The sequence below is a fragment of the Streptomyces sp. NBC_00019 genome (assembly GCF_045041015.1).
Taxonomy (GTDB): Bacteria; Actinomycetota; Actinomycetes; order Streptomycetales; family Streptomycetaceae; genus Streptomyces.
The window spans coordinates 2877052-2891933 of sequence record NZ_CP108302.1; the positions used below are offsets into that span (position 1 = coordinate 2877052).

The window sequence follows — 14882 nt, forward strand, 5'->3', positions numbered from 1 at the left end:
GCCGCCCGAGCCCTGCTCTCACATCAACGTGCCTGCTCTGTCGGTCAGAGCTGGTTGCCGACGAAGACCGTGAGGTCGACGAGTCGGTTGGAGTAGCCCCACTCGTTGTCGTACCAGCCGAGGATCTTCACCGACTTGCCCTCCTGGACCATGGTCAGGGAGGAGTCGAAGGTGCAGGAGGCCGGGTCGCTCACGATGTCCGAGGACACGATCGGGTCCTCGGTGTAGACGAGGATGCCCTTGAGGTCGCCGTCGTCGGCGGCCTTCTTGAACGCGGCGTTGACCTCGTCCTTGGTGACCTCGCGCTGGAGCTCCACGACCAGGTCGGTGGCCGAGCCGGTCGGGACCGGGACGCGCATCGCGATGCCGTCGAGCTTGCCCTTGAGCTGCGGGAGGACCAGGGCGGTGGCCTTGGCGGCACCCGTCGTGGTCGGGATGATGTTCTCGGCGGCGGCGCGGGCGCGGCGCAGGTCCGAGTGCGGGAAGTCCAGGATGCGCTGGTCGTTGGTGTACGCGTGGACCGTCGTCATCAGGCCCTTGACGATGCCGAAGTTCTCGTCCAGAACCTTGGCCATCGGCGCCACACAGTTGGTGGTGCAGGAGGCGTTGGAGATGACGTGGTGGTTGGCCGCGTCGTACTTGTCCTGGTTGACGCCCATCACGATGGTGATGTCCTCGTCCTTGGCCGGAGCCGAGATGAGGACCTTCTTGGCGCCGCCGGTGATGTGCTTCTCGGCGTCGGCCTTCTTGGTGAAGATGCCGGTCGACTCGATGACGATGTCGACACCGAGCTCGCCCCACGGGATGTCGGCGGGGTTGCGCTCGGAGAGCACCTTGATGGTGTGGCCGTCGACCGTGATGGTGTCGGCGGTGTGCGTCACCTCGGCCTTGAGGCGGCCCAGGATGGTGTCGTACTTCAGCAGGTGGGCGGTGGTCGCAGTGTCACCCAGGTCGTTGACAGCCACGATCTCGATGTCAGCACCCTGCTCCAGCAGTGCGCGGAAGTAGTTGCGACCGATACGACCGAAGCCGTTGATGCCTACGCGGATCGTCACGAACCGATCTCCTCGTTGGTACGCCGGCTATGCAGTGCCGGCGAGCTCTGTTTGGGATGTCCCCGACCGCCTACGACCCTACCTCCCTGAGGCTCTCCCGGTGACATCGAGATGCCGCATACACGGGCAGGCGGTCCGTACCCGCCAGTAGGGGTACGGACCGCCCGGCTCGAAAGGCTCCGTCGCTCGAATTGATTACGGAGGGTCAGTCACCGTTGACCGGTGTGTTCACTTTCCGAGAGCAGCGAGCGCCTTGCCGAGCAGGGTCGTGCGGTCGGCCGCCGCGGTGACGTGTTCCAGGCCGAAGCCCAGCAGCACGGTGTCGTCCGTGGTGACCGCGCCGTACGTCTTGAACAGCTCTCCGGAGCGCCCCCAGTCCTTGACGACCGCCGGGCTGCCCGCGGGCGGTCCGGGGACGCTCCAGGCACCGAGCGACGTCTCGAAGCCCTCGGTCTCGACGGCGTTGCCGCCGATCACCACGGACGCGTTGTCGGCGAGGACGCCACGGCCGCCGGATCCGGGGTCGGTGATGTAGCTGAGGGAGACCTCGACCCTCTTGCCGGCGTACGCGGAGAGGTCGAAGGCGACCTCCTGCCAGCCGGCCGACGCCCCGGTGAAGCTGTTCCACTGACCGCTGGTGCCAGAGGCCGTGCAGCCGCCGTCGCCGAGGGTCAGATACCGCTTGAGTGCGGGATGGGCCGCGATGAAGTACCCGGCGTCGCACTCCGCGGGCACGGTGGAGGTGGTCCTGCCGTTCTTCTCCGGGAGCGTGGTCCAGTCGTCGGCCCCGGCCGTGTGGGCCTCGAGGACCGCGTGGTCGTAGCCCTCCTCGGTGCTCCACAGCAGCCGGGTGCTGAGCGTGGGTGCCTGGGCGGCGGTCACCGAGGTGAGGTCGATGGTGCGGGTGAGGCGGTTCCAGGCGTAGTCGCTGTGCGTGACGGCCGCCATGGAGGCGCCTTCGTAGGGGCCGTACGGGTTGACCGTGCCGGGGTAGCTGCCGCCGCCCGCGCTCGCGAACTGCGGGAACGTGGCGACCGGGAGGGTGTCCGAGGTGACGCTGAACGACCCGGCCGTGTCGAGCGGGTTGCCCGGGGCCGCGCCGAGCGCTCCGCCGGCTCCGGCGAGTTTCCCGACGCCCTGGAAGGCGGTGGTCCCCGGCAGGGACGTACGGGTGTAGGCGCCCAGGTAGTACTGGCTGAAATCGTTCGACAGGGTGCCGCCGCCGAGGTCGACGTTGCCGCCGGCCCGCTCGCCCGCCTCGATCAGCTTGCCGCCCTCGTTGAGGAAGGCCCGCAGCTGGAGCTGGGTGGCGTTGCCCGGGACGCTCGCGCCCGTGTAGTGGACGACCGTCTTGAAGTGATCCAGGACGCCGAGCGCGTCGGGCGTGCCCTGGGTGGCTACGTCCCAGGCGATCGCCTTGCGGCCGTTGGCCTTCAGGGCGTCGACGTAGGTCTGCGCCTGTGTGGCGGCCGCGCCCTCCTCGGCGACGACGAGCACGTCCGCGCGTGGCCGCGTGGCCACGGTGTACGTGAAGTGCTCGCTGGAGGTGCGCTTTCCGCTGCGCGTCTCGCCGGTGAACCACACCTCGACCTTGTCGCCCGGGTCGCCGTCGGCGGCCTTGGCGCGGTACTCGTCGAAGTAGAGGTTGTCCTCACCGCCGAACGTCTCGCCGCCCTTCCATGCCTTGAGCGCCATGTCCTCGACACGGCCGCCGTTGACGCGGTACTTGAGCTCCTTGTCGCGCACCGACTTGCGTGCGACGACGGAGACTTCCTGGTCCGCTCCGCGCGAGTACGACGTGGTGAACGTCTTCGGGGTGAAGTCGGCGGCCTTCAGTCCGAGCGAGGACTTCGGCTGGTCGGGCCGGGCCGCGGACTCGGCGACGGAGAGCGCGAACGGGATGTTCTTCTCGAACTCCTGCTGGATCAGCTTCTCGTCGTCCGGGAAGTTGAAGACCGACTGGCAGTCGGCCGCGTTCCACTGGTCGTCGGGGTAGAGGTCCGACACGGTCTGACAGGTCGACATCTCGGGGGTGAACATCGCCAGGCCGTTGACGTTCGACGCGTGGCCGTCCGCCTCGCCGTTGGTGGTGTACAGCTCCGAGGAGACCTGGGGCCGGTAGCCGGGGATCGCGGAGTTGTCCGGGGTGCCGGCGAGCGATTTATAGAGGACGTCGTCCGGCGTGTCGGTGGCCACCTGCCAGCCGACGCCGTAGAGGAGGAGTTCGGCGGCGGAGTGGTAGTTGATGCCGTACGTGAAGCCGATCCGCTTCTGGAAGGCGTCGATGGCCTTCGTCTCGGGCTCGGAGCCCGGAGTCGTGCCGCGGTAGGTCTCGCTGGTGGGGGTGGGTGACGAACCCTCGTTGTCGTAGCCCCACTTGTAGGAGAAGTTGCGGTTGAGGTCGACGCCGTCGCCGATGGCGATGGTGCCGTCGGCGTTGTTGTCCCGCAGGTTCTTGCGCCACAGGCGGGAGTCGTCGCCCTGGAAGGTGTAGTCATAGCCGTCGGGGTTGGCCGAGATGACGAACCACAGCTCGGTCGAGTCGACGATCTTCTTGATGCGCTTGTCGGACTTGTAGTTGTCGACGTAGTGGTGGAGCAGCCGTCTGGTCATCTCCGGCGTGATCCACTCACGCGCGTGCTGGTTGGACAAGTACAGCACGGAGGGCTTGGCGCCGTCCTTGGTCTTCTTCGCGTTCTTGGTGAGCTTGAGCGCGAGGATGTCCTGGCCGGTGACCGTCTTGCCGATGGAGACGACCTTGGTGAGGCCGGGGTTCTCCTGGCCGGTGCGGAGGATCTCCTCCTTGATGTTCCCGGCCCCGCTGTACGGGCGGAACACACCGTCGGCGGCCGCCTCGACGCGCTTCTCGGCCTTGGCGGAAAGGGTGTGCTCGGTGAGGTCGACGCCCTGCTTCTCGAGCTTGTCCGCCTGTTGGTCGCTCAGGTAGACCTCGACGGTCGCGGTGCCCTTGGCGGGTACCTGCTCGCTCAGTTCGTGGCCGTCCTGCCCGGCCGCCAGCAGCAGGGGTACCTGCTGGCTGGTGACCTCGGCCCGGAAGACCTTGATCTCGTTGGGATCGGGAGAACCTGCGCTCTCCGCGGCCTGGGCGATGGGTGCGATGCCCGCACCACCCAGAAGGAGTGCGCCAACAGCGAGGATCGGTCTCGCTCTTCGTCTCATGTGCCCCCCTTGCGTGTGTCCACCACAGCAGCGAACAGATGCCAGGCTCATGACAGTTCATGATCCAGTCAAGGGGGCCTCAAGGACGGACAAACGCCGGTGTCGACACTCCAATGGAGCATCGGCACCGGCGCGGTGACGGCGAGTCAGCCTGCGAAGTTGTCGGCCATCTCCTCGGTGATGCTGGACTCCGTGCCCGGGATGCCGAGGTCCTGGGCCCGCTTGTCGGCCATCGCCAGCAGTCGGCGGATCCGGCCGGCGACGGCGTCCTTGGTCAGCGGCGGGTCGGCGAGCGCGCCCAGCTCCTCCAGGGAGGCCTGCTTGTGCTCCATGCGCAGACGCCCGGCGGCGGCGAGATGCTCGGGCACCTCGTCGGCGAGGATCTCCAGGGCCCGCTGGACGCGGGCGCCGGCCGCGACGGCCGCGCGCGCGGAGCGGCGGAGGTTGGCGTCGTCGAAGTTGGCGAGACGGTTCGCCGTGGCCCGCACCTCGCGGCGCATCCGGCGCTCCTCCCAGGCCAGCACCGACTCATGGGCGCCGAGCCGGGTGAGCAGCGCGCCGATCGCGTCGCCGTCGCGGACGACCACCCGGTCCACCCCGCGCACCTCGCGGGCCTTCGCGGCGATGGAGAGCCGGCGGGCGGCGCCGACCAGGGCAAGGGCGGCCTCCGGACCCGGGCAGGTCACCTCCAGCGAGGAGGAGCGGCCGGGCTCGGTCAGCGAGCCGTGCGCCAGGAAGGCCCCGCGCCAGGCGGCCTCGGCGTCGCAGGTGGCCCCGGAGACGACCTGCGGGGGCAGACCGCGGATCGGGCGGCCCCGGCCGTCGACCAGGCCGGTCTGCCGGGCCAGCTGGTCACCACCGGCGACCACGCGCACCACGTAACGCGAACCGCGGCGCAGTCCGCCCGGAGCCATCACGATCAGCTCGGAGCTGTGGCCGAAGATCTCCAGGATGTCCCGCTTGAGCCGACGGGCCGCCATCGCGGTGTCCAGCTCCGCCTCGATCACGATGCGCCCGCTCACCAGGTGGAGGCCGCCGGCGAACCGCAGAATCGCGGAGACCTCCGCCTTTCTGCAGCAGGTCCGGGTGACGGGAAGCCGGGAGATCTCATCCTTCACCGCTGCCGTCATCGCCATGGGCCGATCCTTCCATGCATCCGAAAAATACGGTCGTACGCGGCGGCCAACAGCTCCGGGTCATGCCTCGGGGTCCCATCGGGCCGGGCCACCGGCGCCAGCTCGACCGCGGCACCGAACCGCTTGGCGGCATCGGTCAGGGAATCGCGGTCGGGCACGGCGGCCTGGTCGGCCAGCACCACGTCCAGGGCGAGTTTAGGGGCGTGTCGTCCCAAAACCTCCAAATGACGCTGCGGGGAGAAGCCATCGGTTTCTCCGGGCTGCGGAGCGAGGTTCAGCGAGAGCACCCGGCGCGCCTTCGTCTGGGTGAGGGCGTCCAGGAGTTCGGGCACCAGCAGATGCGGGATGACCGAGGAGAACCAGGAGCCGGGTCCGAGCACCACCCAGTCCGCGTCGAGGACGGCGGCGACGGCCTCGGGGACGGCGGGCGGGTCGTGCGGTACGACGTGCACGGACTGCACCTCGCCCGGGGTCAGGGCGACGGTCGCCTGTCCCCGGACGGTGTCCACGTCCTCCGGCCGCTCCGGGTCATGCCCCTTGACCAGGGCCTGGAGCTCCAGGGGTACGGCGGACATGGGCAGCACCCGGCCGTGCGCACCCAGCAGCCTGCCGACCAGGTCGAGGGCCTGGACAGGGTCGCCGAGCTGCTCCCACAGGGCGACGATCAGCACATTGCCGACCGCGTGGTCGTGCAGGTCGCCCTTGGACTGGAAGCGGTGCTGGATGACTCGGGCCCAGGTCTGGCCCCAGTCGTCGTCGCCGCACAGCGCGGCCAGCGCCTTGCGCAGATCGCCGGGCGGCAGTACGCCCAGCTCGTCGCGGAGCCGCCCGCTGGAGCCGCCGTCGTCGGCCACGGTGACGACGGCGGTGAGGTCGCCGGTGATCCGGCGCAGTGCGGCGAGCGAGGCGGACAGGCCCATGCCGCCGCCGAGGGCGACGACCTTGGGTTGGGCACCGCGGCGGCGCGGCTTGGCGCCCCGGGCCTCCACGGGCCGGGTCGCGCGTCCCTCGGGCACGACCCGGCGCAGCCTGCTCAGCCGCGGAGAACGTCCTGTCATTCCCGTCCCATGTCCCGGTGTACGACCACCGTCTCCACGCCCTGGGAGGCGAGACGGGCGGCGAGCTTCTCGGAGGTGGCGACGGACCGGTGCTTGCCGCCGGTGCAGCCGACCGCGATCGTCACGTACCGCTTGCCCTCGCGGCGGTAGCCGGCGGCGATGAGCTGGAGCAGCTCGGAGTAGCGGTCGATGAACTCCTTCGCGCCGGGCTGGTTGAAGACATACGCCGACACCTCCTCGTTGAGGCCGGTGAAGGGGCGCAGCTCCGGGACCCAGTGCGGGTTGGGCAGGAAGCGCATGTCCACGACCAGGTCGGCGTCGACCGGAAGGCCGTACTTGAAGCCGAAGGACATGACGGTGGCCCGCAGCTCGGGCTCCTCCTCGCCGGCGAACTGGGCGTCCATCTTGGCGCGCAGCTCGTGGACGTTGAGGCTGGAGGTGTCGATGACCAGGTCGGCGTCGCCGCGCAGCTCGCGCAGCAGCTCGCGCTCGGCGTCGATGCCGTCGACGATGCGGCCGTCGCCCTGGAGGGGGTGCGGGCGGCGCACCGACTCGAAGCGGCGGACCAGGGCCTCGTCGGAGGACTCCAGGAAGACGATCCGCCGGGTGACGTGCTTGGCCTCGAGGTCGGCGAGGGACTCGCGCAGGTTGTCGAAGAAGCGGCGGCCGCGGACGTCGACGACGACCGCGATCCGGGCGACGTTGCCCTGGGAGCGGGCGCCGAGCTCCACCATGGTGGGGATCAGCGCGGGCGGCAGGTTGTCGACGACGAACCAGCCGAGGTCCTCCAGACACTTGGCGGCGGTCGACCGGCCGGCTCCGGACATGCCGGAGATGATCACCAGCTCGGGGATGGCCGCCTCGGGAAGTCCGGCCGGCTCGCCGGTCGTGCCCGTACTCACTTGTGCTCCGTCTCCGTCTTGGCTCTGTTGGCCTTCGTTCTCGTTCACATTCATGTCTCCTGCCCCCGTCGTTCGTCCGGGGTGCCCGCCGTCACGGGCTCCCCACCGGAACCCATGGTGTCGGGTTCCTCTTCCATGATCTCTCCAGTAGCTGTGTTCACCGCAGGCGCGGCCGGTGCCGCCTGGGCGAGGGCCACGGCGATGGTCTCTGCCGTTTTGCGGCCTATGCCGGGGACCTCGCAGATCTGGTCGATGGTGGCAGATCGAAGTTTCCTCAACGAGCCGAAATGTTTGAGAAGCGCCTGCTTGCGTGTCTCGCCGAGGCCCGGGACGTCGTCCAGAGGGCTCGCTCGGAACCGCTTGGCCCGCTTGGCCCGCTGGTAGGTGATCGCGAAGCGGTGGGCCTCGTCGCGGACGCGCTGGAGCAGATAGAGGCCCTCGCTGGTGCGGGGCAGGACCACCGGGTCGTCCTCGTCGGGCAGCCAGACCTCCTCCAGTCGCTTGGCGAGACCGCAGACGGCGATGTCGTCGATGCCGAGCTCGTCCAGGGCCTTCTTGGCTGCGGCGACCTGGGGCTGTCCGCCGTCGACGACGAGGAGCTGGGGCGGGTAGGCGAACTTCTTGGGGCGGCCGTCGTCCTCCTTGAGGCCGTTGACGGGCTCACCGGCGAGCCCGTCCTCGTGGCCGTCCTCCACCCACTCTCCGGTCTTCTCCTTCTCGGCGAGGTAGCGCCGGAAGCGGCGGCTGATCACCTCGTGCATCGAGCGGACGTCGTCCTGGCCCTCGAAGCCCTTGATCTGGAAGCGGCGGTACTCGCTCTTGCGCTGCAGACCGTCCTCGAAGACGACCATGGAGGCCACGACGTCGTCGCCCTGGAGGTGCGAGATGTCGAAGCACTCGATCCTCAGGGGCGCGCTGTCCAGGTCGAGGGCCTCGGCGATCTCCTCCAGGGCGCGCGAGCGCGTGGTCAGGTCGGAGGCGCGCTTGGTCTTGTGCAGCGCGAGGGTCTGCAGGGCGTTGCGCTGCACGGTCTCCATCAGCGCCTTCTTGTCGCCGCGCTGCGGGATGCGCAGCGAGACGTTCGAACCGCGGCGCCCGGTGAGCCACTCCTGGACCGGCCCGACGGGGTCGGGCAGGGCCGGGACGAGGACCTCCTTGGGGACGGAGTCCCCGGTCTCCTCGCCGTAGAGCTGCTGGAGGGCGTGCTCGACGAGGGCGCCGGTGGTGATCTCCTCGACCTTGTCGGTGACCCAGCCGCGCTGGCCGCGCACGCGTCCGCCGCGGACGTGGAAGATCTGCACGGCGGCTTCGAGTTCGTCCTCGGCGACCGCGATGAGGTCGGCGTCGGTCGCGTCGGCGAGCACGACGGCGCTCTTCTCCATGGCCTTCTTCAGGGCCTCGATGTCGTCGCGCAGGCGGGCCGCCCGCTCGTACTCCATCTCCTCGGCCGCCTCCATCATCTGCTTCTCCAGGCGGCGCAGGTACGTCCCGGTCCGGCCTGCCATGAAGTCGCCGAAATCCTCGGCGAGTTCGCGGTGCTCGTCGGCGGTGACGCGGCCGACGCAGGGCGCGGAGCACTTGCCGATGTAGCCGAGGAGACAGGGGCGGCCGGTGCGGGCGGCGTTCTTGAAGACACCGGCGGAGCAGGTGCGGACGGGGAAGACACGCAGCAGGAGGTCGACGGTGTCGCGGATCGCCCACGCGTGCCCGTAGGGCCCGAAGTACCTGACGCCCTTCTTCTTGTGACCGCGCATCACCTGCACGCGCGGGAACTCCTCGTTCATCGTCACCGCGAGGTACGGGTAGCTCTTGTCGTCGCGGTACTTGACGTTGAACCGGGGGTCGTACTCCTTGATCCAGGAGTACTCCAGCTGCAGGGCCTCGACCTCCGTGGACACCACCGTCCACTCCACGGACGCGGCCGTGGTCACCATCGTGCGGGTGCGGGGGTGCAGGCTCGCCAGGTCCTGGAAGTAGTTCGCCAGGCGCTGGCGCAGGCTCTTCGCCTTTCCGACGTAGATCACCCGGCGGTGCTCGTCGCGGAATCTGTAGACCCCGGGAGAGTCCGGGATCTGTCCCGGCCTGGGGCGGTAGCTGGAGGGGTCGGCCATGTCTCCCACCCTACTGGCGGGGGCTGACAGTCCGACGGGGCCGGGGACGATGGCCGCGCGACCTCTACCTGGACTCCAGGAACGTCAGGACGGCCAGGACCCGGCGATGGTCGTCGGTGTCCTCCGTCAGGCTGAGCTTGCCGAGGATGCTGCGGACATGTTTCTCGACCGTGCCCTCGGTGACCCACAGACGGCGGCCGATGCCGGCGTTGGAGCGGCCCTCCGCCATCAGGGCCAGGACCTCCCTCTCTCGGGCGCTGAGGTGGGACAGAGGGTCGTCGCGGCGCTGGGCCGTGAAGAGTTCGTGGACCAGGGAGGGGTCGACCACCGCGCCGCCCTTGCCGACGCGGTCCAGGGCCTCGATGAACTCGTCGACGACCGTGACCCGGCTCTTCAACAGGTAGCCGACCCCACGCCCGCCGGCCAGCAGCTCCAGGGCGTCCTCGACCTCGACGAACGCCGACAGGACGAGGATGCCGGTGCCGGGGTGGCGCTCCCGGATGGTGCGGGCCGCCTTGAGTCCCTCCGTGGAGTGGTCGGGCGGCATCCGTATGTCGACGATGGCGATGTCGGGGCGCTCCTCATGGACCAGCTCCAGGAGCCGCTCCGCGTCACCCGCCTGGCCGACCACCTCGTACCCGACTCTCTCGCAGAGACTCGCCAGTCCCTCCCGGAGCAGGATGTCGTCGTCGGCGAGGACCACCCGTCCCCGCACCTGCCGCTGCGATGCGTCGTCCATGGCCCCGGCTCCCCTTGCCCGACCGATCTGCTGCGCGCCCAACAGCCTGCCCCACCGGCCGGATTACGGCTAGCCGGAAGCGGGATTGGGGGCCTGCCGTGACGACACACGGACGTGTGCGAGCGATTCTCGAACCAGTGCGATGCAGCGGGACCGGTCGCTTCGGGCGAGAGGCGACGGGTCGCGGAACCGAAGGGTTGCGGGACATGCGACGGACGCGGATCCAGAAGGCGAGGCGGTCGACCCGTGTCCGCCCCGGCACCGGGGACACGTACGGCTTCGGCCACGTCCTCGACCCCCGGGATCCCGACCTAGCGCGCGCCAAGCGTCTGCAGTCGGCACACCAAGGCGGTACCCACCGCCCCTAGAACCGGACGGCAGCCTCTCCGTCCGACATGACCGCCCGGTGCGTACGCGACGTCACCGAGTCCGAGGTCCCCCGCCCGGACAACTCCCCCCGTGTGCGCGTCGGGCGGTCACACGTTCGTCGACGGCGGGGTCAGCGGCAGCCGTACCCCCATGGTGGTGCCCTCGCCCGGCGGACTGCTGACATCCAGCTTGCCGCCGATCGCCTCGACGCGGTCGATGAGCCCGATCAGCCCGGATCCACGGCCGGGCTCGGCTCCCCCGACGCCGTCGTCGCGGATGACCATCTCCAGCCAGTCGTCCCGGATCTCGGCCGCGACCTCCACCACGCGCGCGTGGGCGTGTTTCGCGGCGTTGGTGAGGCACTCCGAGGTGACGTAGTACGCGGCCACCTCCAGCTGCTCCGGGAGGCGCGTCGCGGGCAGCTTCAGGTCGAGTTCCACGGGGACGGCGGAGCGGCGGGCCAGGGAGCGCAGGGCGGGGCCGAGGCCGCCCTTGGAGAGGATGGCCGGGTGGATGCCGCGGGCCACCTGGAGCAGGTCCTGGAAGGCGTCGTCGAGGCCCTTGCTCACATGGGCGAGCTGCTCGGCGAGTTCGCAGGACGGGTCCGTCAGCAGGGACTCGGCCAGCCTCAGGTCCAGTTGGAGGGCGACGAGCCGCTGCTGGACCCCGTCGTGCAGATCGCGCTCGATCCTGCGCCGGGAGGCGTCCGAGGCGGCCACCACGCGCGCGCGTGACGCGGTCAGCTGGGCGCGGCTGTCGGCGTTGGCGATGGCGGTGGCGATGAGCTCGGTGAAGTCGGCCAGCCGCGACTCGGTGCCGCCGGGCAGCGCGTCCAGCGGGGAGGCCGCGAGGATGAAGCCCCACAGCCGGTCGTCGACGACGATGGGCGCGCCCACGACCTGTCCGACATGAGCCGCGCGCCGTGTCCCGGACACCTCGCGCAGCGCCTTGAGGCCCGCCTGCCGACGCTCCTCGCGGCTCGCTCGCTCGAGCTCCTCCGGGATCCCGTACGCGGTACCGAGGACCGTGTGGCTGCCGTCGGGCTCCTGCCGCAGCACGGCCGCGGTCGTGTTCAGCAGGGCCCCCACCTCCTCCGCCACCCGCGTGAACACCTCGGACGGCGGGGCTCCGCGGGCCACCAGGGTGGCGACCCGGCGCAGCGCGGCCTGCTCGAGTGCGGCCCGGCGGCTCTCGGTGACGTCGCGCGCGGTGGCGTAGATGAGGCCCTCCTCGGGGACCGGCCGGGCGCTCCACTGGAGCCAGCACTCGGTGCCGTCCGCGCGCAGGTAGCGGTTCTCGAACTCGGCCACGTCGACGCCGCTCGCGAGACGGCCGAGGACGACGCGGGTGCTGTCCCGGTCGTCCTCGTGCACGAACTCGATGTAGGGCTTGGACAGCAGTTCCTCGCCCGAATGGCCGAGGGTCCTCTCGAAGGCCGGGTTGACCCGCTTGAAGTAGCCGTCGAGGCCGCTGATGCAGAGCAGGTCGAGGGAGAGGTTGAAGATGCTCTCCACTTCCTGTTCGGCCTTCTCGCGCCGCCCGTGGGCCGCCGCGAAGGATGCCATGGTGCCGTTCATGCCGCCGAGCAGCTGGGCCCAGGTGCCGTCGAAGGAGGCGACGTCGGCGCGGTGTCCGAGCCGGTTGTGGTCGATCGCCGTGGTCATGGCCCGGATCTCGCCGGCCAGCCGCTCGGTGGTGACGCGCAGTTCGCGGAAGGTGTCGGCCACATCGCCGAGTTCGTCACGGCCGGCGTACCGGATGTCGTACGAGAGATCGCCGTACGACAGGGCCCGCGCGCCCTGCGAGACCTCGCTGAGGGGGCGGGTGATGGAGCGGCGCAAGGCCAGCGCGAGGACGGTGACGACGCCGAGGACGGCCAGGGAGACGGCGAGGTCGCGCCGTACGCGGGTCTCCGCGCTGTGACGGTCGCGCGCGGCGGTGACCTCGAGGGCCCGCGCGGCCTGGTCCTGGATGCCGCGCAGGGAGTCGATGCGGGCCGTGGAGTCGGTCAGCCAGCTCTCGTACGACGGCCGGTGGACGGTCTCGGGTACGGGCGCGGCGAGCGTCTCGCGGACCTTGCGGACGGCCCGTCCTGGCGCCTCGAACTGGGTTCTGTACAGCTCTCCCCGCAGTTCGTCCGAGGTGTTCTGCTTGAACGTGTCCAGTTCGGCCGCCTCGAGCTCGGGCCAGCGTCCGGCTGCGGTGGGGCCTTGCCCGGCGGGTGCGTCCAGCAGGATCGCCAGCTCCACGCGCTCGCGTTCGGCGGCCTCGATGGCCCGTACGAGGGCGATGTGGGCGTCCGCCGCGCGGCCCGAGGTCCGGGTGGGGCTCCCCGACTCGAACCCGGCGACGTTGTCGAGCAGGGCGTCCTCGATGCCCGCGTAGTTCTGGGCCACCGTGCGGGCGGTGAGTGAGGCGGTGCCCGTCTGGACGCGAAGCGCGTTCAGTCGGCGGCCGGCGGCGTCGAGGTCTCCGGCGGTGTCGGCCCCGGTCCAGCCGGCGGTTCGGTCGACGGCCCGCTCCAGGGCCTGGTCCGTGGCCCGTTCGGCCGCGGCACGGGCCCCCGGGGTGACCGTGCTCGGGCGGAGCCGGGCCTGTACGGCGGCGATCCGCTCCCGGGCGACGGCGTCGGAGACCTCGGTGAGCGCGAACGACACCTGGGTCGTGGTGTGGAAGGCCCGCAGGTGGCTCGCCTCCTGCCACTGGGCGACGCCGCTGAGGGCGGTGAAAGCCAGCAGCCCGGTCACCGGCAGCAGTACGAGAAGCATCAGCTTGCGTCCGACACGCAGGCGGGCCAGGAGCGCGGGACGCCCCGTCCGTGTCGGTCCCACGCCGCGCACGTTCGTTCCTCAGCGCCCGGTGGGCGGGTAGTACTGGTGGTCCGCCAGGTCCTTGTCGATGGCCTCCACCGCCCCGTCGAGCGTGGCCTTCACCGGCGCCCTGTCGAACATGATCTTGGAAAAGGCCCGGGAGAAGGCGTCGGTGATCGCCGGGTAGGCGGGCGTCTGCGGCCGCGGCCGGGCGACTCCGCCCGTCAGTTGCTCGATGAACAGATGCTCGGCGCCGTCGGTGCCGTAGGCGGACGAGAGCTTCACCGCGCTGTGCGTGGCCGGGACACCGCCGTTGGCCTCGCTCATCCGGTGGACCTGGTCCGGCTTCAGCAGATAGGCGAGGAAGCGCCAGACGGCGTCCCCGTCGGCCGCGTCGGAGGTGACGCCCCACTGCCAGGAGCCCATCCCGGTCACCGTGCCCCGGCCGAAGTCGGGCAGCGGCACGATCGCCACGTCGCCGGGGTGCGCCTTGCTGTAGTCCGGGTACCACCAGTGGCCGGTCCAGGAGATGACGCTACGGCCCTCGGTGAACGCCTGGTCGTCGGTCCTGCCGGGCTCGACGAGCCCCTCCTCGGCCCAGGTCTGGATGGTCGTGAGCGCCTTGACCGCCTCCGGGCTGTTGAGGAAGCCGTCGGCCGTGCGGAACGTCTTGGGCTCGATGAGATCACCGCCCGCCGACCACACCGCGGGCGCGAAGCCGTAGGTGTTCCACTCCTCGCCGGGCTTCGCGTAGACGAGCCCGATGTCGAGGGGGTTCTTGTGGCCCTTGCGCAGGGTGCGCAGAACATCCGTGAATTCGCCGGAGGTCCAGGCGTCGTCGACGCCCTGGGGGATACGGATGCCGGCCTTCTCCAGCACCGAGGGGCGCACATACAGCCCGAGCCCGGAGTCGAAGGTGCCGATGCCGTACAGCTTCCCCGCGTACGTGCCCTGTTGGCGGATCGAGGCCAGCAGATCGCTCCGCACGCTCTCGGGGACGCAGGAGTCGATCGGCTTGAGCTTGCCGGACCAGGCGTAGCTGTAGAGATTAGGGCCGTCGAAGTCGAGCAGGTCCGGAAGGTCGCCGCTGGCCGCGGCGGAGTTCACCAGGTCGGTGTACGGGCGGTGCTCGGGCAGGGTGACGAGCTCCACCCGCACCTGCTTCTGCGCTTTGTTGAACTCCACGACCTGCTTCTGCAGGGTGCTGAGCTCCCCGCTCGGTCCGGCGTGGAACCACATCGTCAGATGCTCGGTGCCCTCGATCCTGCCGTCGCAGGTCGTGTCACTGCGTGCCCTGCCACCCGTGCCGTCGTCGTCATCGCCTCCCCCACCGCACGCGGCCAGCAACAGGACGACCCCCAACAGCCCTGCGGCCAGGGCGCGATGATGCCGATCCGTTCCGACGTTCCTGATCCACGCCTGCATCGCGCACCCCCACTCGACCGGCGTTCAGCGGCCTTCCCAGGGCAGCCCACATGCTACCCCCGGTGACATGCCGCTGCGCTGTGTGAGCGGGAACCGG

At 70.2% G+C, this 14882-nt stretch carries 9 protein-coding genes; all 9 read right to left on the reverse strand.

Annotation, left to right across the window (positions count from 1 at the left end; genetic code table 11):
* Positions 1-44: 44 nt before the first annotated feature.
* The 9 genes from gap to OHU89_RS13830 all read right to left on the reverse strand — a co-directional run bounded on the left by gap (position 45) and on the right by OHU89_RS13830 (position 14785).
* The gene (gap, locus tag OHU89_RS13790; RefSeq protein WP_405642752.1) at positions 45-1055 is read right to left on the reverse strand and encodes a type I glyceraldehyde-3-phosphate dehydrogenase; all 1011 of its coding nucleotides are present in this window, start codon (positions 1053-1055) and stop codon (positions 45-47) included.
* Positions 1056-1283: 228 nt separating this feature from the next.
* Positions 1284-4235: a M14 family zinc carboxypeptidase gene (locus OHU89_RS13795; protein WP_405642754.1), complete on the reverse strand. Its 2952-nt coding sequence runs from the start codon at positions 4233-4235 to the stop codon at positions 1284-1286.
* 146 nt (positions 4236-4381) lie between these two features.
* Positions 4382-5371, reverse strand: a complete 990-nt coding sequence (gene whiA, locus OHU89_RS13800; protein WP_046261777.1) for a DNA-binding protein WhiA — start codon at positions 5369-5371, stop codon at positions 4382-4384.
* Entirely contained in the window at positions 5362-6429 is a 1068-nt protein-coding gene (gene yvcK / locus OHU89_RS13805; protein ID WP_266828694.1) for a uridine diphosphate-N-acetylglucosamine-binding protein YvcK, read from the reverse strand. The genes whiA and yvcK overlap by 10 nt, the downstream gene beginning before the upstream one ends.
* On the reverse strand, positions 6426-7385 hold the full coding sequence (rapZ, locus tag OHU89_RS13810) for an RNase adapter RapZ (RefSeq protein ID WP_266893976.1): 960 nt from the start codon (positions 7383-7385) through the stop codon (positions 6426-6428). The genes yvcK and rapZ overlap by 4 nt, the downstream gene beginning before the upstream one ends.
* Positions 7382-9442: an excinuclease ABC subunit UvrC gene (uvrC, locus tag OHU89_RS13815; RefSeq protein ID WP_405642757.1), complete on the reverse strand. Its 2061-nt coding sequence runs from the start codon at positions 9440-9442 to the stop codon at positions 7382-7384. Before uvrC ends, rapZ begins: the two co-directional genes overlap by 4 nt.
* Positions 9443-9506: 64 nt before the next feature.
* A complete protein-coding gene (locus tag OHU89_RS13820) occupies positions 9507-10181 on the reverse strand; it encodes a response regulator transcription factor (RefSeq protein ID WP_266893972.1) in 675 nt (224 codons plus the stop codon).
* A gap of 476 nt (positions 10182-10657) precedes the next feature.
* Positions 10658-13318, reverse strand: coding sequence for a PAS domain S-box protein (locus OHU89_RS13825; protein ID WP_405654487.1), 2661 nt, complete (start codon positions 13316-13318; stop codon positions 10658-10660).
* 81 nt (positions 13319-13399) lie between these two features.
* Positions 13400-14785, reverse strand: a complete 1386-nt coding sequence (locus OHU89_RS13830) for an ABC transporter substrate-binding protein (RefSeq protein WP_405642760.1) — start codon at positions 14783-14785, stop codon at positions 13400-13402.
* Positions 14786-14882 lie beyond the last annotated feature (97 nt).